Raw genomic sequence first — 26,222 nt, 5'->3', positions numbered from 1 at the left:
TTAAAAAGAATTATTAAGAAACATATTAAATAGACAGGGAGACAGCATATGACTTACTACATTTTAAAAGAAGATAGTCCGTACAGCAAAAACATCGTCAATCAAAAACTCTATGAGTATAATTCCCTGCACTTTCCGGAGGATTTAAACGGCAGGTATGAGGAAGTTAACTTGTATCTCAAAGATGAAAATGACATGGTCCGCGGTGGGATTTTAGGAGAAATCTGCTGGAACTGGCTTGAGATTCATACCCTGATGATCGATGAGGACCTGCGTCATTCAGGCCACGGATCAAAGCTTCTGGCAGAAGCTGAAAATCTGGCTAAACTTAAAAAATGCGACTTTGTAAAAGTCGACACCCTCAGCTTTCAGGCCGTGGATTTTTACAAAAAGCACGGGTACGAAGTGTACGGCACACTTGATGGAGTTGGAAGAGACTTTAAGCACCACTATTTGAAAAAGGATTTATCAGTCAATAAATAATAATAAGCTAGTTGAAGTCAGCCAGTAGTTGGCTGGCTTCCATGCTGTATGGGATAAGTTTAAGAAAGTTTCGTTCAGTCTTCATAATCTGTTTGACAACGGTTTCATGATAACTTACAATAGGTTCATAGTTTATGTAAAGCTTTACATAAAGTTTAAAAATCCAGTAAATTATTTTTTTATGAGAAAATGTAAAGCTTTACATTTTAAGAGGGAGAGACGGATATGGATTACAAACAAATAGCAAATGATGTATTAAAAGCCGTCGGCGGCAAGGATAACGTAGCGGCTGCCGCGCATTGTGCCACAAGGCTGCGCTTAGTGCTGAGAGACGAGTCACTGGTTGACGAAAAAAAGCTTGAAGAGATAGATGCAGTAAAGGGGACCTTTGCAACTGAGGGACAATATCAAATTATTATCGGGACAGGCACAGTGAACGAAGTACACAAAGAGTTTGCTGCTATGACCGGTATTAGTGACATGACAAAAGAGGATGTTAAAAAAGCAGGCACAAAAAAGCTAAATCCTGTTCAGCAATTTGTGAAGATGCTTTCAGATATTTTTATTCCAATTTTGCCGGCAATCGTGGCTGGTGGTTTATTAATGGGGATCTACAATATATTTTCTTCTCCTGATTTGTTTTTTGAGAAAAAATCATTGATTCAGGTATACCCTAATTTAGCGGATTTAGCTTCTATGATAAATACATTTGCAAACGCTGCCTTTGTGTTTTTGCCGATTCTAATCGGATTTTCGGCTGTTAAGAGATTTGGAGGAAATCCTTATCTTGGAGCTGTCATGGGTATGATTATGGTTCATCCTGATTTACTGAATGGATGGGGTTATGGCGGTGCGGTCACTGAGGGCGACATTCCGGTGTGGAATATCCTCGGACTCGAAATTGCGAAGGTTGGCTACCAGGGAACGGTGCTTCCTGTTCTAGCTGCCTCTTATGTGCTTGCAAAACTTGAAAACTTCTTCCGAAAATGGATTCCGGCAGCATTGGATAATCTTCTTACTCCGCTGCTTACAGTTTTGGTTACTGGTGCATTAACATTTACGATCATCGGGCCTGTTATGCGTACAGGCGGTATGCTGTTAACAGACAGCTTAGTCTGGCTGTATTCAACTCTTGGTCCAATTGGTGCCGGATTATTCGGACTTGTTTATGCACCAATTGTCATTACAGGTATGCACCACAGTTTTATTGCGGTTGAGACACAGCTGCTTGCTGATATCGCGAAAACGGGAGGTTCATTCCTGTTCCCGATCGTCTCGATGTCAAACGTCGCTCAGGGTGCAGCGGCACTTGCCGTCTTGTTTATAACAAAGAATGCTAAAATGAAAAGCCTTGCCTCTGCATCAGGACTATCTGCCCTTCTTGGAATTACAGAGCCTGCGATGTTCGGGGTGAACTTGAAGCTTAGATATCCTTTCTATGCTGCATTAATTGGTTCAGCTGTTTCATCAGCTTACATTACGATTTATCTTGTGAAGTCTGTAAGTCTCGGACCTGCAGGTATTCCTGGGATTATTGCGATCAGCTCTGGAGGAATTCTTCATTTTATTATCGGTCTTATGATTTCAATGGCCGTTACTTTTATTGCAACCATCCTCTTATCAAAGAGATTTGGAGATAAATAAGGAGGAATGACGGATGTGGACAAATGAACAGCGATACCGCCGTTTCACGGATCAGCTGCCGGGTGAAATAGAAGAATTGAGAGGAAAGGTGTCAAGCAGTCCTTGGCGCCAATCCTTTCATATTCAGCCTGATACAGGGCTTCTGAATGATCCGAACGGCTTTTCATATTTTAAAGGAGAGTATCATTTATTTTATCAATGGTTTCCATTTGGGCCAGTGCACGGCATGAAGCATTGGTATCATATGAAATCAAGCGATTTGGTGCATTGGGAAGAGGCAGGTCTTGCACTTGAGCCTGAGTCTTATTTCGAAAGCCACGGCGTCTTTTCAGGAAGCGGTCTCGCTCATGAGGAGAAGCTTTATTTGTTTTATACAGGCAACACCCGTGACGATGATTGGATCAGAACACCTTATCAATGTATGGCTGTCATGGATAAAAATGGGGAGATCAGCAAATTTAAGGATGCGGTGATCAAAGGAAGTCCAAAAGGCTATACCGAGCATTTTCGCGATCCGAAATTATGGAAGGCGGGAAATTTCTTTTATGCAGTGATAGGCGCACAGCGTGAAAACCTAACAGGAACCGCTCTATTGTACCGTTCTGAGAACTTGAGAGAGTGGGAGTTGATCGGGGAGCTGCAAATAGATTTGAAGGAATTTGGATTTATGTGGGAGTGCCCTGATTATTTTGATATCGGAGATCATGGAATCTTTCTTTTTTCCCCGCAAGGATTAGAGGCAGACGGGGATCTATATAATAACATTTACCAGTCCGGCTACATGGCTGGATCTAAGCTTAATCTGGAAACAGGGGTGTTTACACATGGACCGTTTCTTGAACTTGACCGCGGTTTTGATTTTTATGCGCCGCAAACGATGCTGGCCCCTGATGGAAGACGGATTTTAATCGGCTGGATGGGCCTTCCCGACGTAGAGGACCCGGCTGCAGAGGGTGGATGGAGTCATTGTTTGACCATCCCAAGGGAGCTGTCTTTTCTGAATGGGAAACTTCTGCAGCAGCCTGTCAAAGAGCTTGAAAGTCTGAGAGGAGCGAAAGCTGAAATCAAGGATGTTTTGGCTGATGGGCACAAAGAATACCAAAGCTTCACAGGTAAAACGTACGAAATGATTCTTGAATTTGAAAATAAAAGTGCGGTTGAATTTGGCGTTGAACTGAGGACTCGTCACAACGAGAAAACCGTTGTAAAATATACAGATAAAGAAAAGAAAGTGATTCTCGACCGTTCCTTGTCAGGAGCACCCGCTGGAGTGGAATATGGTACAGTAAGGAAGACTCGTCTCGAATCACACAGGATCAAATTACATATCTTTGTCGATGTCTCATCGGTAGAGGTGTTTGTTAATGATGGAGAAGAAGTATTTACGTCAAGGATTTATCCTTCCTCTGACAGTGAAGGCATTCGATTTTTCGCTGCAGGCGGGGAAGCAAATTTTAAAGCTGTAAAGTGGAACTACTAAGGTCTGCTGCCTCATCCCCTGAGGTTGCAGCGGTAATTGGGTGATGAGGTTTGAAAAAAGACATAAATATCAGTGAAGTGGCTAAAAAAGCAGGAGTTTCAATTGCTACTGTTTCCAGAGTATTTAATAATTCCGGGCCAGTCAAAGAAAGCACCAGAAAGCTCATTGAGAGCATTATTGAAGAAACTGGCTATCTGCCTAACATTCTCGCGCGGGAATTGGCAGAGAAAAGGACGAATTTAATTGGCATGATCGTTCATAACCTGACCGGGGAAGGGATGGCGCGCACCATTCAGGGAGTCAGCGACATCCTTGAAGAACATGCTTTTAATCTCTTGATGACGTGTTCGAACGGCAACTTTGAGAGTGAGAAGAAGCATTTTGAACTTCTCCGCTTAAAAAGAGTGGACGGCATTCTTTTTGCCACAAGAAACTTCACAAAGGAGCACAAGGAGATCATTGATAAACTTCCGATCCCTGTTGTCGTCCTGCTCCAGGATACAGAAAAGGAGCAGATTCCCTGTGTGACGTTCGCCAATTATTCAATGGCAAAGGAAGCAGCAGAAAACCTATTGAAGCTTGGTCACCGTTCGTTTGCGTATATTGGCGGACCAGAGCATTCGGCTAATGCAAACGAAAGGAAGGCTGGTGTCATGGATGCCTTAAAGGGCGCTGATATTGACATCAACAGCATACCTGCAAGTACAGGGAATTATCATATTGAATCAGGTTATGAGGGAATGGAAGCCATTATAAAGTCCGGAAAGAAATTCAGTGCCGTCATCGCTGTTAACGATGGGATGGCGATAGGAGCGATGAATTGTTTGATGGACCATGGATTTTCCATACCAGAGGACGTTTCCGTTCTTGGACTTGATGATACCGTTCTCGCAAAGGCTTCAAGACTGAAGCTCTCAGGTGTCCATTATTCCTACACGAAGCTAGGGGATGAAGGGGCAGCGCTTCTGCTGAAACAAATCCAGTCTGAGAGCAGCTTTTTTGAGAAAAAAGTGATTCCATATAAAGTGAATCTCAGACAATCTGTCAGATTAATGAACTGAAAACTGAAACTGCCACCAGCTTGGCAGTTTTTAAATAAACTTAATGTAAAGCTTTACATTTTGTGGAGGAGTAGATTTAAATGAGTAATAAACAAGAACAATGGTGGAAGGAAAGCGTTGTCTATCAGATTTATCCAAAGAGCTATTATGATTCAAATGGGGATGGAATCGGAGACATCAAAGGCATTATTGCAAAGCTTGATTATCTTCAGGAGCTGGGCATTGATGTTATATGGCTTTCTCCTGTCTATCAATCTCCTAATGATGATAATGGTTATGATATCAGTGATTATGAAGCTATCCTTGATGATTTCGGCACAATGACTGATTGGGACGAACTATTGAATCATATGCATAGCAGAGGAATGAGGCTTGTGATGGATCTTGTGGTTAACCATACATCTGATGAGCATACCTGGTTTGCGGAAGCAAGAAAATCAAAAGACAATCCGCACCGTGATTATTATATCTGGCGTCCGCCGTTTGACGGAAAAGAACCGACAGACTGGGTTGCATCTTTCGGCGGATCTGCCTGGGAACTGGATGAGGAAACAGGTGATTATTACCTGCACATGTTTTCCAAGAAGCAGCCTGATTTGAACTGGGAAAATCCTGAGTTAAGAGATTCTATTTACAAAATGATGAAATTTTGGCTCGATAAAGGAATCGATGGTTTCCGTATGGACGTCATCAACATGATTTCCAAAAAAGAAGTACTGTCCTCTTACGAAGATTACGAGAATCAAAGGGCGAAGTTGAAGGACTATGCCTTTAATGGCGAACGGGTTCATGACTTCCTGCAGGAAATGAATAAGGAAGTCCTCTCCGATTATGACATTATGACAGTAGGAGAATGTCCAAAAGTCACGCCTCATGAAGCAAAGCTCTATACAGATGAAGCCAGAAAAGAATTGAATATGGTGTTTCAATTTGAACACATGGGCCTTGATAAAATAAAAGGCAAATCAAAGTGGGATTTGAAGCCTTTAAGCTTATTGGACTTAAAAGAGAATTTGTCCAAGTGGCAAAAAGAGCTTGAGAATACAGGATGGAACAGCCTTTATTGGAACAATCATGATCAGCCGAGAGTGGTGTCCCGTTTCGGCAATGATAAAGAATACCGGGTCGAATCAGCTAAAATGCTGGCGACGCTGCTCCATATGATGAAGGGAACTCCTTATATTTATCAGGGCGAAGAAATAGGGATGACGAATGTCAAATTCAATCAGATTGAAGAATACAAGGACATTGAAACCCTTAATATGTATAAAGAACGTGTTCTTGAACAAGGCAGGGATCAAATGGAGATCATGGATGCGATACATAAAAAAAGCCGCGACAATGCACGTACACCAATGCAATGGAATAACAGCAAGAATGCCGGCTTTACTGAAGGAAATCCATGGATCAGCGTTAATCCGAATTATCCGGAGATCAATGTTGAGCATTCATTGCAGGATCCGGACTCTATTTTCCATTATTACAAAAAGTTAATAGACCTCCGCCATACGCATAAGATAATTGTTTATGGAGGATATGACCTCTTATTGGAGAATCACCCAGCTATTTTTGCTTATACAAGAACGCTTGGGAATGAAAGGCTGCTTATAGTGAATAACTTTTATGCAGTAGAAGCTGAATTTCTTTTACCGGAAAATCTTCCTTATAAAGCCGCGGAGCTATTCATTGCAAATTATCCTGTTGATGAGAGTGAACCAATCTCTCGTATTATGCTTAAGCCTTACGAATCACGCGTGTACAAGCTTACTCTATAGATAGACCAAAAAACCTTCCGGCTGGTTTTCGGAAGGTTTTTTCATCAGGTTTACAAAGTTCGATTATCTGAATGGTTTTAAAAGGATATTATGTAAAAATAGAGAATGAGTAAGAATGTTGCCAGAAAAAGGAGAGATCTATAGATGTACGAGTTGAAAACTAAACAAACCGACGCCAGTGTCATTGAATTCATTGAAAATGTCGATCACCCTAAAAAGCGCGAGGATGCCTATCAATTATTGGATATCTTTACTGAAACCACTGGCTTCGAGGCTAAAATGTGGGGACCAAGCATCATTGGCTTCGGTTCGTATCATTACAAATATGCGACGGGTCATGAAGGGGATGCACCGCTTGTCGGCTTTTCACCGCGTAAAGCAAAAATCAGCCTTTACTTTGCACCCGGTGAAACGAAACGCGATGAGCTTTTAAAGGAATTTGGCAAGCATACGACAGGTAAGGCTTGTGTCTACATAAATAAGATAGCTGATATTAATGTGGATGTACTGAGAAAGCTGATTCGGCAGTCTGTCACTTTTTTAAAGGAAACATATCCAGATCAGTAATCAGCAGTGGCGGGCCTTAATAAAAGGTCGGCCTTCTTTTATTCTCCGCTCTGCTTTGAAGATCTGATGGCAGACAAAAAATAAGCAAATCCGGCACAGAAGAAAAGAAAGATAATGAAGCTCATGAATGGCGGTGCATAAATTCCTCCAAAACACTGAAGAAAATAAAACAAAAAGCCGAATGAAAAATAGATGGCTGACGCAATATGTTTCATAAAGGACATCACTCCATATCTATGGCATGATATAGATATATTCCCTGTATTTTGAAACTTTCCGCTTTGAACTCTCGTAGATAGTCATATAAGGAGCGGATGAAAATGAGTGCTGAAAAAAAGAATCAAACGGGTTTGGCCCTTGGCATTGCACTTGGTGCAGGTATTGGCATTGCGCTTGATAATATTGGAATGGGAATTGCCATCGGGATTGTTTTTGGAATCGCATTAGGGTCTTCCAAAAAATCGTAACGTGAAATGATATGAAGGGTTGAACTGGTTAAAGCTTAATTTTTTTATGCTGACTGCGTCTTTTTAAGGGAAAAGCAGTCGAGCCGATTGGAGGGACAGCAATGAAAGATAATACAAGAAAAGAAGTATGGAGCTGGATCAAATCCATCGTATTTGCCGTCGTGATTGCATTGATCTGCAGAGAATTTCTGTTTGCGCCTGTTGTGGTGGAAGGAAAGTCCATGCAGCCGACGTTTCAGGATCAAAACCGGCTGATTATCTTTAAGACAAGCGGCATTCAGCGTTTTGATATGGTCGTTTTTCACTCGCCAGAGCCAGGAAAGGATTATATCAAGCGTGTCATCGGACTTCCTGGTGATACCGTTGAAATGAGACAGGATACTTTGTACATTAACGGAAAGAAATACGATGAGCCTTATTTGGCTGCATCTAAAAAGAACCTCCCGTATAGTGAACAGCTGACGGAAGACTTTCAGGTTATCGTTCCCGAAGACGCCTACTATGTGATGGGAGATAACCGACGCCAAAGCAGGGACAGCCGCGAGATAGGCCCGATTTCTGAAAAGGAAATGATTGGCGAAGTAAAGCTGCGTTTTTTTCCATTAAATCAAGCAGGTATTCCTGAATAGATCCGGTCACCTCTATTGCACCTGAAGAAGTGGAGGTTTTTTTTTTATAAAATTGACAATCCAAGGTTCTTCATTTACCTTTTGTTGTTGAAAATTGATCATCTGTCCGATGCCTCTGAGAAAAATCATGGATTTCTTCTTTTTACTTATGCCTTCAGCGCATAAAGCCCTCATGCGGCTTGTCTGCAAGGTAAGCAGACAGGCGAGGGTGAGCTGACACAAGGAGAACCTGACTTAAGAAAGTCAGGTTTTTTAATATGCTGTCAATGAAATGAAAGTCTTTGATTTTTTCTGTTTCAAGAACCATAATACATGTCAAAAGAAGGATTATCATTTATAGCGTTTACAGGAGGAAAGGAAAGGGAATTTTTGAGATATGATCTTATTTAGAAGGAGGCTCTTATGGATACTGAAGGTTCAAATCGCTATAACTATTTATCGCGGAATGTCTGGTCCGGTCTTTTATTTGGTCTTGGTCTGGTCGCTTTTATTGACGAAACCATCTTTCATCAGCTTCTTCACTGGCATCATTTTTATGATAAATCGACAACAGATATTGGCTTGGTTTCGGATGGCCTTTTTCACGCGTTCAGCTGGCTTGCGACAATTGGAGGGTTATTTTTGTTTGCGGACCTCAGACGCCGGAATGGCTTATGGTTAAAGAGATGGTGGGGCGGCGTCTTATTTGGAACAGGCACATTTCAATTGTATGATGGCACCGTTCAGCATAAGCTGATGGGGCTTCACCAGATTCGCTATGTTGACAATGTGTACATATATGATTGGATCTGGAATATCATTGCAGCCTTGATGCTGATTACCGGCATTATTCTCATCATCCAGACAAAAAAGCGGAAGGATGACTAGAATGCATCATTCCCATCATGCAATCGGAATCGGACCACAATTGCTTATGGCCCTGCCATATGTTATGGCTTTGGTTTTGTATGTCGCGGCTGTCTTGATCTCTAATCGCAGCCGCAGAAAGTGGCCTCTTTACCGAACTGTTTTCTGGTTTATTGGGATTCTTTGCGCAGTTGCTGCTGTGAGCGGTCCTCTAGCTAATCGTGCCCACATGGATTTCACCGCGCACATGCTCGGCCACTTGCTTCTCGGCATGCTGGCGCCGCTGCTTATGGCTCTTGCCGCACCAATGACACTCTTTTTACGAGCCTTAAAAGTGAACCAGGCAAGACGGCTTACGGGTTTGTTAAAAAGCGTTCCAGTCCGCGTAATAAGTAACCCGGTTACGGCTGCTTTATTGAATGTGGGAGGTCTTTGGGTCCTCTATACAACGGATTTATACGGAGCTATGCATCAGAACATCCTGCTCCATGTCGTCATCCATCTTCATGTTTTTTTAGCAGGTTATTTATTTACAGTATCTATGATTTACATTGATCCGGCGCCGCATAGGACGAGTTATGTTTATCGTTCAATTGTCTTGGTGCTTGCATTAGGAGGGCACGGAATCTTGTCAAAATACATCTATGCTCATCCGCCAAACGGAGTGCCGGCAGATCAGGCTGAAGCTGGCGGTATGCTGATGTACTACGGAGGAGATGTGATTGATATTGTGCTTATTTTTATCCTCTGCCTTCAATGGTACAGGGCTGCGCGTCCTCGTATCGGGGAGCTATCCTTAAATTAGAAATGAGGTAATCTGCATGACTTCCTTTTGGACAGAAGAAAACGTCAAATCGACTCTTCCTAAAAGAGAAACTTCAGGTCACAAAGGCACGTACGGAACGGGTCTGCTTTTAGCGGGAAGTGAGGACATGCCTGGGGCTGCGCTGCTTTCAGGTCTTGGTGCGATGCGAAGCGGGATTGGGAAGCTTGAGATTGGCACAGTTGAAGAAGTCATTCCTTATGTTGTCCCAATTTTGCCGGAAGCGACTTATTTGAAAAATGGGTTGAAGAAACTGGAAGATGACAAAGCTGATTTGTCCAGGTACAAAGCGATTGCAGCAGGACCTGGCATAGAGCCAGCTGAAGAAACGGAAAAGGCCATTAGGATTGCCCCGTCGTGCTGGATGCTGGGGCGCTATCTGAGAGAACGTATAAGAAAAGAAAATCACCTGTTATTCTGACTCCGCATCCAGGAGAGTTTTCAAACATCACGGGTGTTGATGTCAAAGAGCTGCAGCAAAACCGCCCGCACCTTGCCTCCGTATGGGCGAAGAAGCTTGGTGTGACGATCGTTCTAAAAGGGAACGAGACGATTTGCGCTTTTCCGAATGGGGAAGTCTGGGCAAATCCGACAGGGAACAGTGCGCTTGCAAAAGGCGGCACTGGCGACACATTAACAGGGATGATGCTTGGAATGCTGTGCTGCCATAAGGAAGCATGCCGTCTTAAATGCTGTTTACCTTCACGGAGCATGCGCAGATAAATGGTCAGAAGAGAGGTCGGCACATACGATGCTTGCCCATGAATTAACGGAGCTGCTTCCTGAGGTTTGGAAGCGGTTTGAATAATTCCATATTAAATAGAGCTTGATAAAGAGTGTCCCGTCATAAGAATGAGGGCACTCTTTTTTGAATACTTTCTATTTCCGGCCGAATCCTTTCTTTTTCAACAGATTTACTTGCCCTAATTTGCCCCTTACTTGCCGGAATGGCTAAAATACTTTCCTTTTTCCAAGCGTCTCCTAGCCCAGCAAGGCCGTTATCTCTTAAAACCGAAATCCAAATATCCGCAAATATCCCGATTACAGCCGATTATTCCCGTTTAAAACGATTCGCTGATAGGTAACCCATAAATGATAACGCTTCCTTTCACTATCTCGGCCTATTCCGTATGAATGATCTGTATTCCCTTGAATCTCTCTCTCAGCATGTTACGATAGTAACCGTTGAAAAAAACGAACGGACACGAATAGAGATTCTTGAGGGGGCTCATTATGTTAAAAGAAAAAACAGTTGCGTTTTTAGGTGCAGGTTCGATGGCAGAATCAATGATTTCAGGGATTGTACAAGTCGGAAGCATCCCTGCAGAAAATATTTATGTAACTAATAGAAGCAATCAATTGCGTCTTGAAGAAATGAATCATGTTTATGGGGTGAACGCGGTACAGCTGGATGCACTGCCATATGAAGAAATCGATTTGTTTATCCTGGCGATGAAGCCGCAGGGTGCAGCAGATGCACTTCGGTCACTGAAGGATAAAGTAAGAGCGGATCAGGTTGTGATTTCTGTTTTAGCTGGTATTTCTACAGAGTATATGGAAGATCATTTAAACCTGAATCAGCAGGTTGTGCGCGTGATGCCGAATACGTCCAGCATGATCCAGGAATCCGCTACAGCGCTAAGCACTGGAAGACATACAGCTATGGATAACGTGCTTGCGGTCAAAGAACTGCTCAGCTGTATGGGAAAAGTCTTCTTAATAGAAGAAGAGCAGATGGATATTTTCACAGGGATTGCAGGAAGCGGTCCGGCTTACTTCTATTATTTAATGGAGCATATGGAGCAGGCGGGCGTTGATAAAGGGATGGACGAAGAGATGGTCCGCGAGATTGTTGCACAAACCATTCTTGGCGCAGCCAAAATGATTATGGCGAACGACGAAGCACCGGCAAGTTTAAGAAAAAAAGTCACTTCACCAAATGGAACGACAGCATCAGGACTTGAGGCATTGCGGAAAAATAATGGCGGAGAAGCCATTTCACAGGCGATTCATCATGCGGCAAAACGTTCGAAAGAGCTGAATGAAGATATGGCAGGAGCATTGGTGACGTCTTAACCCGAATGTACTAGATAAGGTTAAACACATATTCTCAGGAGGGATAGGATGTTGAAGGAAGAGAAACAGATAAAAAGAGTTGTTATTAAGATCGGAAGCAGCTCGCTGACAAGTATGCACGGCGAGGTAAGCCGCAGAAAGCTTGAGAAGCTGGCAGATCAGATTGTCGAACTCAAGGATGCCGGCTATGAAACGGTTGTAGTTTCTTCAGGAGCAGTGGCAGCGGGATACCGCAAGCTTGGATGCATTCAGCGGCCATCAGCGCTGCCTGAAAAGCAGGCAGCAGCTTCCATCGGACAGGGTCTGTTAATGGAATCTTATTCAGAACTCTTTTTATCTCATGGATACGTTGCTTCACAGCTTTTGATTACAAGAAGCGATTTTTCCGATGAAACACGCTACGGCAATATGAAAAATACGATGAATGTCCTGCTTGAACGCGGCATTATTCCGATCGTAAATGAAAATGATACAGTAACAGTCGACCGTTTGAAATTTGGCGATAACGATACGCTTTCTGCGAAGGTCGCAGCGTTGATTGGCGCAGATTTGCTGATTATTTTATCCGATATCGATGGTCTTTATGATGATAATCCAAACAGCAACCCGGATGCCAAGCTCCTTGAAAAAGTGGACGCCATCACACCGGAAATTGAAGCAGCAGCCGGCGGATCAGGAAGCGCAGTCGGAACAGGCGGCATGAAGTCTAAAATTGCAGCCTTTAAGATTGCAATGGCATCAGGCATTCAATCTTACTTAGGAAAATCAAGCACTAGAGATATCTTGATGGATGCTGTAAACGGAACAGCGAAAGGCACGTATTTTGAGCCGAAGCCAAATGCGTTCAATCTTGATAAGAAAAAACAATGGATCGCATTCCATTCCGGTCCTGAAGGAAAGATTATGATTTCGAATAAAGCGAAAACAGCCATTATCGATAATCAGCGAAACATTTATCCGATCGATATACAGGAAGTGAATGGACGCTTTAATGATGGCGCGGTCGTGACAATCCTTGATGAAGACGGTGAAGAATTCGGTCTAGGCAGAATCAATTTTTCAACAGAAAACTTAAAAAGAGATATTCAAAATGAAACAACGGCAGTGATTGATCAAGAGACATTTGTTTGCTCTCTCGATTTTTCAATAAAGGTGCCAAGCTAAAAACGAACTGGAGGCGTTTTGATGAGTATTGCAGCTCTTAAACCAATGACGGTGGAAGAACAGGCAATCACAGCGAAAAAAGCACAGAAAACATTAAGCTTGTTAACGACAGATGAAAAAAATGAAGCTATCCGAATTGTTGCAAATGAATTAGAAAAAGAATACCAAGTGATTTTGGATGCGAATAAAGAAGACTTGGATAAGGGAAGAGAAAAAGGGTTTGATGAGGCCTACATGGATCGTTTGGCTCTTAATCAAGATCGTATCGGCGATATTGCAGATGGTCTGCGTCAGGTAGCAGATCTTCCTGATCCAACTGGGGATGTTTTGTCAAACTGGACTCTTGAAAACGGCTTAAAGGTAGAAGAAGTTCGCGTTTCTCTCGGCGTCATCGGCATGATTTACGAGGCACGCCCAAATGTAACGGCAGATGCGGCAGGACTTGCGCTTAAATCAGGGAATGCGATTGTCCTGAAAGGCGGCTCGTCTGCTCTATCATCTAACCAAAAGATTGTTGAAGTGATGCACCGTGCACTTGAGAAAACGAAAATTCCGAAAGAAGCCGTTCAGTTTATCGCTTCAACGGATCGAGCGGCAACACAGCAGCTTTTCACAATGAAGGAGCATATTGACGTTCTGATTCCAAGAGGCGGCGCTTCTTTAATCAAGGCGGTTGTTGAAAATGCAACAGTACCTGTTTTAGAGACTGGAGTAGGAAACTGCCATCTATATTTTGATAAAGAAGCTGGCGCGGATAAGGCGCTGAACATTCTTATCAATGCCAAAACAGACCGTCCTGCAGTATGTAATGCAGCGGAAACACTGATTGTTCATCGTGACTGGCTTCTTGAAAATAAAGAAGCACTTGCAGAAGCTGTGAAAAAGCACGGCATTACCATTCACGGCGATAAGGAAGCAGCCGATGCTCTTCCAAATGTCATTCCTGCAAATGAAGACGACTGGGCGGGCGAATATTTAAGCCTGGATCTTGCGATTAAAACAGTGAGCAATCTTGATGAAGCTATTGATCATATCGATCAGTACGGAACAAAGCATTCAGAAGCAATCATTACAGAAAATGCGGAAACCGCTAAGCGCTTCATGCACTTAGTCGATGCAGCAGCCCTTTATCATAATGCTTCTACAAGATTTACAGATGGCAGCGCGCTTGGATTCGGCGCAGAAATCGGCATCTCCACTCAAAAGCTCCATGCACGCGGGCCGATGGGCTTGCCGGCGCTGACAACGATTAAATATATGATGACGGGGAATGGACAAGTTAGGTAAATATTGAATAGCACTATAAAACGCCCGATTTCTAATTGGGCGTTTTTACTTGCCGCTAACCGGTCTCTTCCGGGTATTTGAGCTCTATGGTTACCTTAGTTAAAGAATTTTTTGGTTTTAGATCCTCATACAGCCTCTATGATTACCTTCCGGCTTTGTTAACTAATGTTAAAATAACAAAAAGGATACCAATTGCTGCGCAATTTGGTACCCTCTAAGATTTTTACCTTTATTTAGTTATTGCTCTCATCCGTATCATCATAATAAGTTCCTGCGCCTTGCTGTGCATTGAAGTTCCAGTTAACTTGAAGCTTGTCGCCCTGGAATTGATTTTGATCCTGTCCGTTGTCCACAAACTCAAACAGAACGAAGATTTTTTCTTGGCCGCCAGCAGGTATGCCGTCAGGTTTTGTGGTGCTGCCGACGAACGTATCAATTTGAGTTAAGTCTGGTGTCTGGTTTTTAAGATCGGCAAGGGTTGTTTCCACGACTGCATTTGTTGCGCTGCTCGTGTTGTACATAATCGTAACTTTAATGTGTTTGGCGAGATCATCTGTGTTGTCGCCTTTCCAGTCTTCTACAGAATACTGAGTATTTAATAAGACTTTATGGATGTCTAATGTCCCGTTGTTTTCAAGAGTGAATTCACGGTACACTTCATCTCCTGGTTTAATGTTGTTTACGTTGACAACAAGATTCGGGTTAACGCCAAGATCCAATGTTCCTGCTGCAAAAGTATTTTTCGTTTCTACTGTGTCACTGAAGTACGCAAAGGTTCCTCCGCTGACTAAAGATAGTCCAAGTGCTGCCGTCATAACCCCGCTGCTTATTTTCTTAACAAAACTCATTTCTTCATCCCCTTTAATTGTTATGTAAGCAAAATTTATTAAACTCATATGTAATGTGATACATAGGAGATCTAACCGGCTTTTGTCAGTTCCATTTCCTTTACTGCCGTGAAAATCGTGCGTAATGCAGAGAGTATCAGCAGAGCTCCTGGAATGATTAATAGAAGAGCTGATCCCGCTTTTGTGTTTGCATAATTCATTGCGTATCCCGCATAAGGAATTGTAAATCCGCTGTATTCCCCAATGATTTGTCCAGGCTGCACAGTCCACATATCAGGGCCGTTATTATTATCACCCTTTGTTTGATACGTTGCTTGTCCATTTTGATCGATAACTTTGATGACTCTGTGGGTAATCAGCTTCTCGTCCATTTGGAAGGTAATAATATCGCCTTTTTTATAAGTGGACGGATCTTTTCCAAGTTTGATGGAGATGACAGACCCTGTTTGGAACACAGGCTCCATCGATCCTGATAAGACAGCTTTCAATTGATGGCCCATAACTGAGGGCTCTCCGCCGGTCAAGCGGGAAGAAAGAACGATGAAAGCCAAAGAGCAGATGATCAGGATGAATAACCCGCTCAGACTATTTTTCACTAGTTTCGTTATCACTTTCAGCTGCCTCCTTTTGGACGGATACCTGATTTTCCATCTCTTTTATCTGTTTAACAAGAGAAGTTTGAAATTCTTTTATCCGCTGATAATCAATGTACTTTTCTGCTTCTTTTATAATTTTGCCGACGGCTTTTACCCCTTTTGCCACGTAATCTAGTGGTTTGCCGTTTTCTGAAGCGGACTGCTGCTGATAGGAGAGCAATTCTATATAGAGGCTGTCCAGTTCTTCCTGTCCGGCAGCCAGCTCGTCTTCAATGGCATCAAGCTCGGTAAGCGTTCCGTGTAATTCTTCCAGAGTGCCGTCTTCTGACTGTTCAGGGATGCGATTGTATGATTGAATCATCTTCTCTCCGATTTGCCGGGCTTGTTTTTCCTTTAGCTGAACTCCCTCTGGGAAAATTAAGGCTGCCGAAATGGTTAGCGGAGCTGGTGCAGTCTGGCTGGTGAAAGCAGCTTCTGTTTCGCCGATCAGCTGTGTTCCTGCATAAAATCCGATACAGCACAGGCATGGCAGCGATAGTAGTTTAGGCAGTATTCCTTTCATTTCCGAAACCTCCAGGACAAGCATTGTGCATCTGCCTTAATTATTACTGAATGATCCGAAAATTGTTATGGGGTTATTTTTACAGGAAAAGAACATAGGATTTTGTCGTTTTTCATCATTTCTTGGGAAATAGCGCAAAAACAAGGTATGAAAATAACCCAATTGACTTAAATGAGAATATTCCCAATAATTCAAATTGTTACAGCAGCACAATTCGAATAAGGGGTGAAGGATTTGAAAAGGAAAAACAAAGGGAAAAAAGCCGTGATACCAGCAGTATTAGCTTTATCCGTTGTGCTGGGCGGGATCGCACTGCCGACAGCAAATGCACACGCCGCTGAAACAACGGTTCTGTTTGAAGCGGAAGGGTTAAGTAAACAAGCGGTTGTTAAAGCATTTCTTCAGTCTAAAGTAGCGGATTCCGGAGCTCGTTCAGCAACAACATCCGGCGAGCAGTTCAAGATTATCAGCGAAGAGGCAGATCCGGCGACAAATACATATCACGTGCGTACGGTTGAGCAATACAACGGCATTCCTATCTATGGATCTGGTCAAAGTGTTGCCCTTGATGCAGAAAACAACGTGTATGCTTCGTTTGGAGATGTTACGCAAAAATTAGCCCGTACAATCATACCGACTGAGCCTGTCTTATCAAAAGAGGAAGCAGTGGAGATTGCAAAAGAAGGCGTGGAATCGGAAATTGGGGAAGTTAAGGGTTATGACGGCATTGATTCCGAATTAACGATCTACAAGCATGAAGGAAAATACTACTTAACTTACTTGGTCAAAGCTTCTACTTCCATCCCTGCTCCTGGTTATTTCCATTACTTCGTTGATGCTTTAACTGGAGATGTAGTGGAGAGTTTTAATGCTGTTCATGAAGCGGATCTGCCGTCTGTTTCTCCGGTGAATTCAAGAGGCCTGGATGTTACCGGTACGATGCAGTCGTTTATTGCTGTGAAGGATATGGCAAGTGGGACAAGCTACTTGCACGGGGCTGCTGCTTCTGGAGGGAATGTGGTTGACGTTCACACTTTCAGCGCGAAGAGATTGGGGGAAACTCCGTTTCTACTACTCTCTGCTCTTTTTGGATATACAGGCCAAGAGGTCACAACAAAGACCAGCTTCTTTGCAGATCCAGCCGCTGTATCTGCACATGTCAACTCGATTAAAGTAAATAATTACTATCAAACCATGCATAAGCGCAACAGCTTGAATGGAAATGGCATGAAGCTTGTCAGCACTGTTCATATTGGGGAGAAATGGAACAATGCTGCGTGGAACGGAAAACAAATGCTGTACGGAGACGGTGACGGCGTTCAGTTCAGCTCGCTTGCAGGAGGACTTGATGTGGCAGGGCATGAAATGACACATGGTGTGATATCTAATACAGCCAACATGACGTATCAGGATGAATCCGGCGCCATCAATGAATCAATTGCAGATATTTTCGGGGCATTGGCAGAGATGCATGCAAGTGGTTCCGCAAGCGCACCTGAATGGGAGATGGGTGAGGACATCTTCACACCAAATAAACCTGGTGACGGTGGCCTGCGCTCACTAAGTGATCCGACGAAAACAAAGCTGAGCACAGCCTATCTGCCTTCAGGGCATTATCCTGATCATTACAATGACCGCTACTTAGGCACTTTAGACAAAGGCGGAGTCCATATTAACAGCAGCATCAACAACAAAGCAGCCTACCTCATCTCTGAAGGCGGCGAGCACTATGGAATTACTGTAACAGGCATCACTCGCCAAAAAACAGAAAAAATCTACTACCGTGCTTTAACGAAATATCTCACTCCATCATCAGGCTTCAAAGAAATGCGCCAGGCTGCGATTCAGTCAGCAAGAGATCTTTATCCAGACCGCAGCGGCCAGCCATCTGCTGAAACAAAAGCTGTCATTGCAGCGTATGATTCCGTTGGAGTTCCGGCTGAATAATTTCTGAAAAAACCATGGACTTCTGTCTATGGTTTTTCTTTGAATAAATTCTGGCAATTTCATAGTGTGATGGTCATGTTCAGAAGTTTTCAAAGATGTGTCTAAATCCTCATCCCTCAAGCAGGAAAAACGTCGTAAAATGGTTACATTTATATAGATGTTTTTTACAGACGGGGATAGGGAGAGATGTTCATGCTAGAAGGAGAAATTATTAAATTTTACCGAAAAAGAGCAGGACTCACACAAGAACAATTGGGTAAAGATATCTGCACCGCTACACATGTAAGCAAAATTGAGAGGGGGCATACACAGTATTCAGAGGAAATCATTGATTTATTTTCTGCCCGCTTACATATTGATATTAAAAAAGAAATCGAAAACCTCCAAAACATAGAGAAAAAGCTCCACCAATGGCATTCGTCCATCATCATGCTGAGAAAGAAAGAAGCGGACAAAATCAAAACAGAACTCGAACGGCTTCCCTTTATCAGCTCCTCAAATCATGGCTTCTTCTATCAAATGCTGCTTGCAAGATATTACATTTTGAACAAAGAAGGGGAAAAAGCATGTACCATCGTTCAGCATATTCTCAAGGAAAATCCCCAGTCTTCACCCTACGAGAGAAATCTTCTTCAGCACGTGATTGGGTTGTGCTATCTGGAAAAGTACAACAATTTCAGCAGTGAAAACCGGAATAAAGCAATCGAAGCGATGAAAGGCATTCAGCCGGAGGATTACCCGAACAGAGAATACCATTATCATTTGGCTGTCGCGTATCACTGGGTTGAATCTAAAACGATGGCCTACCTTCATGCTGAAAAAGCCCTTCATTTTTTTAAAGAAACAAATAATTTTTTCCGTGCGATTCAGTCTGAAGCTGTTATGCTTTTGCAAAAAGAAAGTGCGACCAAAGCTGAATTTGATCTTAAAATAGCGCGTTATCATCAATTAATTGAGGATTGCGATGCGATTTCAGCTGATGAAATCAAAGCGATGCTTCTCCACAATGCCGGACTTGAATGCTTTAAAAGAAAAGAATATGCTTCTGCGCATCCATTTTATAAAAGGGCTCTTAAAATGGCGGATAAAAACAAGGTTATCTATCTGAACAGGCTCTACAATTATGCAGACAACTGTATGGAAGGCAAGCTCATTCCTCAAAAATCTTTGCTTAAAATGGCTGAAGACGGGCTTGCCTCAGCGAAGAAAATGAACAGCACCCTGTATAAAATTCTCTTTACGCTCCTTAGCTACAAGATAAAGAATGCGTTTGAAGAGTATTATTTATATATTGAAGAGAGCGGTCTGCCTTTTTTTCAAACGAACAATCAAAAAACAATGATTGATAAATTCGGAAAACAGCTTTATACCCATTACACAGAAACAGAACAGTATGAAAAAGCAGTCCGGATTGCGGATGGCTTTATTCAGCAGCAGTAAAAGTGAGGTGCCCGCGCAGCTCCTTTTTTTCATTTCTAAAATATTGCGCCCTTATACAAAATTTCATGTCTGAAGAATGATGAAAAGTCACGCTAAACTAAGTGTAGGTTCATCATTTTTTAGGGGGAGGGAAAGAATTTGAAAAAAGGAATTGCGATCATGATGTGTGGTTTGCTCATGCTTTCAGGCAGCATTTATGCCCAGGCAGGAGGAACCGAAGAGAAAAAAGGAGAAGCGATGAAGAAAAAGCAGTGGTCACTTGTTTGGTCAGACGAATTCAGCGGAACCGAGATTGACAGAAGCAAATGGAACTTTGACTTGGGCAACTGGATTGTTGATGCTGACGGGAATGGAATTGCATCAGGCTGGGGAAATAACGAGAAGGAATTTTATACGGACTCAAAAGAAAACGCTTACACCGAAGATGGGAAGTTGATTATTAAAGCAAAGAAGGAACAAACATCCGATCAATTCGGCACGTATGACTATACGTCGGCTAAGGTGAAAACAAAGGGACTGTTCAGCCATAAATACGGACGCTATGAAATCAAGGCGAAGCTTCCTGCTGGAAAAGGACTGTGGCCGGCGATTTGGATGCTTCCCGAAGAAGATAAGTATGGTTCATGGGCTGCTTCTGGAGAAATTGACATTATGGAGTCCTGGGGAAGCAGGCCAAATCTTGTAGCCGGAACAATCCATTATGGTGAAGGCTGGCCGAACAACAAATACACAGGCAAGGAATATCATTTTAAAGATAACAGCACAGTCAGCGACTGGCATACGTATGCCCTTGAATGGGAGCCTGGCGAGCTTCGCTGGTATGTAGACGGTGAGCTTTATCAAACTCAAAACAAGTGGTACTCAAAAGGAAAAGACAATGCGGCGAATTTCGCCTATCCTGCGCCATTTGACCAGAATTTCTATTTAATCATGAATCTTGCAGTCGGAGGCTGGTTTGACGGAGATCCGGATGCGTCAACAACGTTTCCTCAGCAAATGGAAGTCGATTATGTCCGCGTGTTTGACTTGAAAAATGGAGACTATGCTGACCCAGTTGAGCCGAAGCTTGAACCTGTCGAGCTCCCCGCAAATGCGAAGCAGCCATTGGCAGATGGAAACTTCATTTACGATTCAGCTTACGAACAGCCGATTACGGATGTTGCTGCAGGGGAAGTTGCTTTGAACAAGGAATATTGGAACTTCGTTCATCTTCCGGACTTTGGAGGAGCAGGGGCGGTTTCGGTTGAACAGGTATCGGGGATGAATTTAGCCAAAACCTCGATTTCTAACCCTGGAAGTCAGCTTTACTCTCTCCAATTGATTCAAAACCTTTCTCTTGGACAAGGAGGGAAATATAAAGTCAGCTTTGATGCAAAATCAACTGCTCCCCGCAGCCTGATGGTGAAAGCTGGAGCCGGTCCTGACAGAGGCTGGGTCAAATACTCGAATGAAGAGTCCTTCAACCTGTCTGATCAGCTTCAGTCCTATGAATTTACCTTTGACATGCTAAATGAAACAGACATTGAGGCACGGCTCGAATTTAACTTAGGCGGAAATGGGACAAATCCTGTGTGGATCGGAAATGTCAGAGTGAAGGATATAACCGGCGAGGCACAGGATGAGAACGCCTCAAAGCAGCCGCTTCCAGACGGCAACTATATCTACAACGGAACATTTGATCAGGGACGCATGGACCGGATGATTTTCTGGCATGTAAAAACAGATGATGCTAAAGCAGAAGCGAGCGTTGACGAGAGCTCAAGAGAACTGAAAGTGGACATTAAAAAATCTGGCAAGAGCTCTGAGTCTGTTCAGGTTTTACAAAAAGGGGTTCAGTTGATCAAGGGAAATGAATATAAGGCGATTTTTAAAGCACGGGCAACTAAACTCAGAGACATTCAGCTGGATATCCGGAGCAAAGACGGCACTGTCAGTTATTCAGAACCTAAAATCGTTCAGCTTTCCTCAAAAATGGAAGAAAAAACGGTTGAATTTACGATGACGGATGAGCTCAGCGATCTCGAAGGCCAGCTGATTTTCAACTTGGGAGGAGCTAAAGGAGATGTCTTCCTTGATGACATTGTCCTGCTTAAAACGACAGATAAAATCGACTATGGAAATATCGATTTGTTTCCATTGAAAAATGGCGATTTCAGTAACAGCTTAACCTCATGGGGTTCCTATATCCACTACGATGCAGCGGCTATGATTGCTGCTGACAGCGGTAAAGCTGAGATTGCCATCACAAATGAAGGCCATGAACCGTGGAGCGTCATCTTGCAGCAGGAAAATATGAAGCTTGCTAAAGGGGCAGTTTACGAAGTATCCTTTGACGCACGTTCTACTAAGCCGCGCGAGGCAGAGCTTACGGTAGAAAATGTGCAATACACAAGGTTTCTAAGTGAAAAGCTTTCCTTAACCGATGAAATGCAGACATATTCTTTTGAATTCACGATGCCGTCTGATGACATTGCTGCGATGAAGTTTTTGTTTGGAAAGACGGTGGGTTCTCCACTTGGAGCTCATGCAATAGAAATTGATAATGTGGTACTAAAAGTAAAGCAATAAATAATGAAGCAGAATCTCAGGTGGTGAGATTCTGCTTTTTTTGATGAAAATGGAAATTTTTATAAAAATAGGTTTATCTCTTTATGGGCGGGTGGTAATAGATAATTGGGATATTTTTCTTCTAATTCATCATTACTAAGTCCTAATGATTTCTCCGTAAGAACTATTGTCTATCTAAACCAGTACTTTTCTCGCGCTTTTGCCTGAACAATCAGTCTTAGAAAATGTTACTGGAGACTTATGGAAATTGGAAATTGAATCTAGTAACATTTTCTTATATGTGCAAAAAAGGAATCATTCTGTAGAGATATGTAGGATATACATAGAAAAACGCAAGAAAAGAAGAGGTGAAACTATGAATTCCGAACACGTCAGAGCCCTTGCAAGGGTGTTTCAGGAAGCTTCAGATTCCGTGAAAGACAAGGAAGCAAAATTGCTTCAAGACATTAACAATAATGCAGCTACATGGAGCGGTAAAAGCAGAAACAAATTTGATTCCGCTATGGACGAAGCCCAGATCCTGTTCCAGCGACACTCCGACAACCTCTACAACATCAGCCGCGAGCTCGAAGCCGCCGCCGCCTCTGTTGACCGGGTAAGGGAAGAGATTGAAAGACAAGAGGAATTAGAGCGGCTTGAGAGAATTCTCCGTTTGAAGAAATTAGATGTGCAGTAGGAAGGTTCTTTAAAATAATGACAAAATTTTAACTATGAGGTGAACAATGAGCCATCAACATGATCATGATCCAAATTATAATCGCAAAAAGAAAAAAGAAGAGAAAAAAGGAATGGATGACGGCTGTGTTCCAGGGTGTATCGATTTCTTTCTTCTTCCGTTTCAAATCGCTATTTTAGGCTATCAATTTTATCAATTAATATAAGTATTATTGGAAAAGGAAGGAGTTCCTATGGCTAATAAAATTTCAGTAGAACCGGATAAGCTCGATCACCTTGCCAATTCATTTGTTCACAAGTTATCAGATGTTGAAGAAGAATATAAACTGCTGCATATTGAGCTTGCCAACTTGATTATGAGTGCTCCCCCCGAATACAGCCATTGTTTTTATGGAGTGGGAGATTCATGGAATACAGGGAGCGCACTTGTAAGTCACCTAAGCGATATGGAGCAGGATGTCAGAAATACAGGGAATAAATTTGCAGAAGCTGATAACTTAATCGGCCAGCTTTACAAACTTCATGAGAAGTACGGGGCTTTAACTGCCATGGGGGCATTAGTAGGGAGACAGGCTACATTTTATGGTCTTGGATTAACACAGTTTGTTAAAAATACAGATCATTTATATTCATTTAGACATATGAGCGTCTTGCAGACTTTATCAGATGTAATCGACGATTCAAAGTACCGCAAAGTAGCCAGAGGGTTTTTGAAAGTGAGTTTTCTTTCTCCGCGATACAATTCTTCATCTTTTGCAGACCTGGTTCATAAAAAATATGCAAAGTATCTTCCAGATGATGTAGTGAATTATACAAATGACGCCAAAACGTTTGTGAGGGGTTTAAAATACAACACGTTGAATGCTTCAAAAGTGTCATCTTTTGCAAAATCGGGGCTTAAATTCGCAAAAACCAATGCATTGACAACAGTGGCAATTACAGGTGCGATGGAAATGGGAGGAATGGGCCTCAAGATATCAGAGAACTACGCTAAATATGGGAATGATCCGGACGTCTTAAAACGTGAAAATGCAAAGGCTGTTGGAAATGCCGTCAACAACACTGCTGCTATAAGTGGAGGAGCCATTGCGGGTGCAGTGGTTGGAGGGGCAGTTCTCAGCGTTTTTGGCCCTGTAGGAACAGTTGTAGGTGCATCTGCAGGTTCTTTTGTCGGCGGACTAATCGGTGAAAAAGTTGCAAAATATACAGCTGGATTTAGTGAAAAAGCAGCCATGGTATTTGATGACCAAATTCAAGGCGGCATTAATGTGTTTAAAAGCGGTTTTGAAAAAGCCGGAAAGGCAGTGGATACGTTAAACAGCGGCGTAGATTTTTCCAACAAACAAATAAAAGAAACATTTGCAGATCCTGTAGGCAAAGTAAAAGATATCGGCAAAGGTCTTTCAAAAGCAAAAGACACCGCTGAATCTCTTGTAAGCGGGGCTGGAAACTTTCTAAAAGGAAAATTCTCATTTGGTTAAGGAGGTTAAGGATGACTTATGAATTCTATACAATTAAGTATTGAAGAACTTATTTTTTCTTTTTACAGTGAGGGGTTATATGAGCAAGGAATGGGATTAAAGGATACGTATTTCCCAAATATAAAAGAAGAAGATTTAAAGTTTATGCTTGAGATAGCATCCCGTTCTCTATTGGCTAAAGACATGGTTAAAGAAGAAGACAAACAGTATTATTTAAAAGAAGAATATGCAGAATACATTCATGTTCTAAACTCTGCTGACAGTACCCTAAAAGGATCTAAATTTTCCTTTGATCTTGCCCATGAAGAATCCGTCACGTACCATCTAAAACAAGGAAAAGTTTATTCACATCAAATGCTGCATGATCATCAGGTACATGCAATTATGGAAGTAGAAGAAGAGAGCGCTGTTAAAGATCTAAACACCTTTTTTCAATTGATTTCATTAGAATCTGACAAAAGCGGTGTCTTGTTTTCTTTAACTGATGCTGAGTTTGAGGGGCTGCTTGAAGTAGCAAGTCAACAAATTAACGATCCTCAAAACATCGTGAAGAATTTTTCTGCTCTGCAAAAAAACCATGATTTTGCACAACTAGTTACAGACCTAATAAAAAGAAAAGGGAAGATGGACAGTTTCCTGTATCTAAAATATGATGTAAATAATAGCCCTGATCTTGTTGATATTACATTTTTTATCCCTGGGCAAAATTGTTCGTGGGTTCTGACCAGATCACAGCTTCAGGGACTAGATGTCAGAGAAGCTGATAAGAGCTTCATTCCTGGCCTTCTTGAAAAATTAATCACTGTATCTGCTTAAAGAGGAGGATTTCTTTGCTAAACCTGCAAAAAGAAAACAACAGCGTCAAAATAAAAGGCTCCAAATTTATGTATGTGTGGATGCTTCTTGCTACCTTTGGAGGGCTTGCAGCTTGTTTCTTTCTCATCATAAATGGCTTTAAATTCGATTCAAAATACTCGTTTTTTTACCTTGGAGGAGGCTTTTTGCTTTTTCCAATCTTTCTATATCTTACACTATGGTCACTTCCGGGGTTTGTACCGGGAAAAACGCTGCTTGTACTGACAGAAGGATCAAGCGGCTTCATTATGACAAAGAAAAACAAAATTCCCTTTTCAAATATACGGAGAATCCGTTTTGTAAGAAATCCGCTTAACCTGATAAATGATATCGTCATTGAAACATTTCAGGGTGAGGTAAGCAAAATCCGGACTTACAATTTAATTGACGACACAGACTTTGCCATTATGGTAGATCAATTTATTTATCCGAATATGAGAGAAGATGCAAAGGAAGTCTGGGACCGTCACGTGAACTTGAGTGAATTGTTTGAAGATGCAAAATATGAGCGGAAGATAGACGTTTAGTCTTTATGAAATAGAATGGGATTGTCCAATAAGTCTCTAAAATGTAGCAGGCAGGAAAAACAAATGTTAATTTCCTGCCTGCTTTTTTCTGTAGGCTCATTTCGTAAACTTAGTAGTGGAGCGGAAAGGAACGAACAACATTTTAATCGAAAACAACAATTTTTGTGATAACAGACTTTTTGGACACCCCGTATTCCAACCGAATACGGTTTTTTTTTCACCCCCATAACGAAGAAAAATCCTCTCTGGATCACTTTGTAATCACCTTGTAACAAAATTGACTTTTTTGTCTTAAATCTCTTTAAAATCTTCTGAAAATGGCGGCAGTTCAGCATTTTTTGAAGAGGTTTTCGAAATATGGACAGGAAATAATAGAAAATGATGGAAAGCAATTTCATCTATTATCCAACTCATGTTTTAA

General features: G+C 42.2%; 25 protein-coding genes and 1 pseudogene. 22 read left to right on the top strand and 4 right to left on the bottom strand.

Annotation, left to right across the window (positions count from 1 at the left end; genetic code table 11):
- The first annotated feature begins 48 nt into the window (after positions 1-48).
- The 6 genes from E2R53_RS18910 (at position 49) to E2R53_RS18885 (ending at position 7,010) form a co-directional block, all read left to right on the top strand.
- Complete coding sequence (locus E2R53_RS18910) at positions 49-483, top strand: GNAT family N-acetyltransferase (protein ID WP_133313311.1); 435 nt, start codon at positions 49-51, stop codon at positions 481-483.
- Between the two features lie 225 nt (positions 484-708).
- Positions 709-2,127: a sucrose-specific PTS transporter subunit IIBC gene (locus E2R53_RS18905; RefSeq protein ID WP_133313310.1), complete on the top strand. Its 1,419-nt coding sequence runs from the start codon at positions 709-711 to the stop codon at positions 2,125-2,127.
- A 13-nt stretch (positions 2,128-2,140) separates the two neighbouring features.
- Entirely contained in the window at positions 2,141-3,607 is a 1,467-nt protein-coding gene (locus tag E2R53_RS18900) for a glycoside hydrolase family 32 protein (RefSeq protein WP_133313309.1), read from the top strand.
- A 50-nt stretch (positions 3,608-3,657) separates the two neighbouring features.
- Positions 3,658-4,668 (top strand): LacI family DNA-binding transcriptional regulator, encoded by a 1,011-nt coding sequence (locus tag E2R53_RS18895; RefSeq protein ID WP_133313308.1) that lies wholly within the window; start codon positions 3,658-3,660, stop codon positions 4,666-4,668.
- 80 nt (positions 4,669-4,748) lie between these two features.
- Positions 4,749-6,443: a glycoside hydrolase family 13 protein gene (locus tag E2R53_RS18890; protein WP_133313307.1), complete on the top strand. Its 1,695-nt coding sequence runs from the start codon at positions 4,749-4,751 to the stop codon at positions 6,441-6,443.
- A 144-nt stretch (positions 6,444-6,587) separates the two neighbouring features.
- The gene (locus E2R53_RS18885) at positions 6,588-7,010 is read left to right on the top strand and encodes a DUF1801 domain-containing protein (protein WP_133313306.1); all 423 of its coding nucleotides are present in this window, start codon (positions 6,588-6,590) and stop codon (positions 7,008-7,010) included.
- Positions 7,011-7,048: 38 nt separating this feature from the next.
- Here E2R53_RS18885 and E2R53_RS23380 read toward each other — a convergent pair whose 3' ends face one another.
- Positions 7,049-7,225 carry a hypothetical protein gene (locus E2R53_RS23380; RefSeq protein WP_165971038.1) on the bottom strand — a complete coding sequence of 59 codons (177 nt, stop codon included), beginning with the start codon at positions 7,223-7,225 and terminating at the stop codon, positions 7,049-7,051.
- Positions 7,226-7,330: 105 nt separating this feature from the next.
- On the opposite strand from E2R53_RS23380, the gene E2R53_RS23375 reads away from it, so the two are divergent.
- From E2R53_RS23375 to E2R53_RS18845, 8 genes and pseudogenes are all read left to right on the top strand, one after another.
- Positions 7,331-7,477: a hypothetical protein gene (locus tag E2R53_RS23375; protein ID WP_165971037.1), complete on the top strand. Its 147-nt coding sequence runs from the start codon at positions 7,331-7,333 to the stop codon at positions 7,475-7,477.
- Positions 7,478-7,578: 101 nt separating this feature from the next.
- Complete coding sequence (lepB, locus tag E2R53_RS18880) at positions 7,579-8,106, top strand: signal peptidase I (RefSeq protein ID WP_133313305.1); 528 nt, start codon at positions 7,579-7,581, stop codon at positions 8,104-8,106.
- A gap of 402 nt (positions 8,107-8,508) precedes the next feature.
- A complete protein-coding gene (locus tag E2R53_RS18870) occupies positions 8,509-8,973 on the top strand; it encodes a DUF2243 domain-containing protein (protein ID WP_133313304.1) in 465 nt (154 codons plus the stop codon).
- Positions 8,966-9,757, top strand: a complete 792-nt coding sequence (locus E2R53_RS18865; RefSeq protein ID WP_133313303.1) for a cytochrome c oxidase assembly protein — start codon at positions 8,966-8,968, stop codon at positions 9,755-9,757. Before E2R53_RS18870 ends, E2R53_RS18865 begins: the two co-directional genes overlap by 8 nt.
- A gap of 16 nt (positions 9,758-9,773) precedes the next feature.
- Positions 9,774-10,583 (top strand): annotated as a pseudogene (locus E2R53_RS18860) (NAD(P)H-hydrate dehydratase).
- Between the two features lie 425 nt (positions 10,584-11,008).
- Positions 11,009-11,851 (top strand): pyrroline-5-carboxylate reductase, encoded by an 843-nt coding sequence (proC, locus tag E2R53_RS18855; RefSeq protein ID WP_133313302.1) that lies wholly within the window; start codon positions 11,009-11,011, stop codon positions 11,849-11,851.
- Positions 11,852-11,899: 48 nt separating this feature from the next.
- Complete coding sequence (gene proB, locus E2R53_RS18850) at positions 11,900-13,015, top strand: glutamate 5-kinase (protein ID WP_133313301.1); 1,116 nt, start codon at positions 11,900-11,902, stop codon at positions 13,013-13,015.
- 18 nt (positions 13,016-13,033) lie between these two features.
- Complete coding sequence (locus tag E2R53_RS18845; protein ID WP_133313300.1) at positions 13,034-14,302, top strand: glutamate-5-semialdehyde dehydrogenase; 1,269 nt, start codon at positions 13,034-13,036, stop codon at positions 14,300-14,302.
- Positions 14,303-14,535: 233 nt separating this feature from the next.
- Here the strand turns inward: E2R53_RS18845 and E2R53_RS18840 are convergent, their stop codons facing one another.
- The 3 genes from E2R53_RS18840 to E2R53_RS18830 form a co-directional block, all read right to left on the bottom strand.
- Positions 14,536-15,150: a TasA family protein gene (locus E2R53_RS18840; protein ID WP_133313299.1), complete on the bottom strand. Its 615-nt coding sequence runs from the start codon at positions 15,148-15,150 to the stop codon at positions 14,536-14,538.
- Between the two features lie 71 nt (positions 15,151-15,221).
- Positions 15,222-15,767 (bottom strand): signal peptidase I SipW, encoded by a 546-nt coding sequence (gene sipW / locus E2R53_RS18835; RefSeq protein WP_133313298.1) that lies wholly within the window; start codon positions 15,765-15,767, stop codon positions 15,222-15,224.
- The gene (locus E2R53_RS18830) at positions 15,736-16,308 is read right to left on the bottom strand and encodes a DUF4047 domain-containing protein (RefSeq protein ID WP_165971036.1); all 573 of its coding nucleotides are present in this window, start codon (positions 16,306-16,308) and stop codon (positions 15,736-15,738) included. Before E2R53_RS18830 ends, sipW begins: the two co-directional genes overlap by 32 nt.
- Before the next feature lie 234 nt (positions 16,309-16,542).
- Here E2R53_RS18830 and E2R53_RS18825 point away from each other — a divergent pair, with 234 nt between their 5' ends.
- From E2R53_RS18825 to E2R53_RS18795, 8 genes are all read left to right on the top strand, one after another.
- Positions 16,543-18,255 (top strand): M4 family metallopeptidase, encoded by a 1,713-nt coding sequence (locus E2R53_RS18825; protein WP_133313296.1) that lies wholly within the window; start codon positions 16,543-16,545, stop codon positions 18,253-18,255.
- Between the two features lie 192 nt (positions 18,256-18,447).
- Positions 18,448-19,695, top strand: coding sequence for a helix-turn-helix domain-containing protein (locus tag E2R53_RS18820; RefSeq protein WP_165971035.1), 1,248 nt, complete (start codon positions 18,448-18,450; stop codon positions 19,693-19,695).
- Between the two features lie 138 nt (positions 19,696-19,833).
- Positions 19,834-22,263, top strand: coding sequence for a carbohydrate binding domain-containing protein (locus tag E2R53_RS18815; protein ID WP_133313294.1), 2,430 nt, complete (start codon positions 19,834-19,836; stop codon positions 22,261-22,263).
- 355 nt (positions 22,264-22,618) lie between these two features.
- Positions 22,619-22,939 carry a WXG100 family type VII secretion target gene (locus E2R53_RS18810; protein WP_133313293.1) on the top strand — a complete coding sequence of 107 codons (321 nt, stop codon included), beginning with the start codon at positions 22,619-22,621 and terminating at the stop codon, positions 22,937-22,939.
- 46 nt (positions 22,940-22,985) lie between these two features.
- Positions 22,986-23,144 (top strand): hypothetical protein, encoded by a 159-nt coding sequence (locus E2R53_RS23370; protein ID WP_165971034.1) that lies wholly within the window; start codon positions 22,986-22,988, stop codon positions 23,142-23,144.
- A 27-nt stretch (positions 23,145-23,171) separates the two neighbouring features.
- Positions 23,172-24,419, top strand: coding sequence for a hypothetical protein (locus tag E2R53_RS18805; RefSeq protein ID WP_133313292.1), 1,248 nt, complete (start codon positions 23,172-23,174; stop codon positions 24,417-24,419).
- An 18-nt stretch (positions 24,420-24,437) separates the two neighbouring features.
- Positions 24,438-25,235 carry a hypothetical protein gene (locus E2R53_RS18800; protein WP_133313291.1) on the top strand — a complete coding sequence of 266 codons (798 nt, stop codon included), beginning with the start codon at positions 24,438-24,440 and terminating at the stop codon, positions 25,233-25,235.
- Between the two features lie 14 nt (positions 25,236-25,249).
- The gene (locus tag E2R53_RS18795; RefSeq protein ID WP_206197408.1) at positions 25,250-25,801 is read left to right on the top strand and encodes a DUF5381 family protein; all 552 of its coding nucleotides are present in this window, start codon (positions 25,250-25,252) and stop codon (positions 25,799-25,801) included.
- The last annotated feature ends 421 nt before the right edge of the window (positions 25,802-26,222 follow it).

The organism is Peribacillus frigoritolerans, assembly GCF_004358755.1.
In the GTDB taxonomy this organism is placed as follows: Bacteria; Bacillota; Bacilli; order Bacillales; family Bacillaceae; genus Bacillus_P.
Note: the sequence above shows the minus strand (reverse complement) of the source record. Positions and strands in the feature narration are given on the sequence as shown.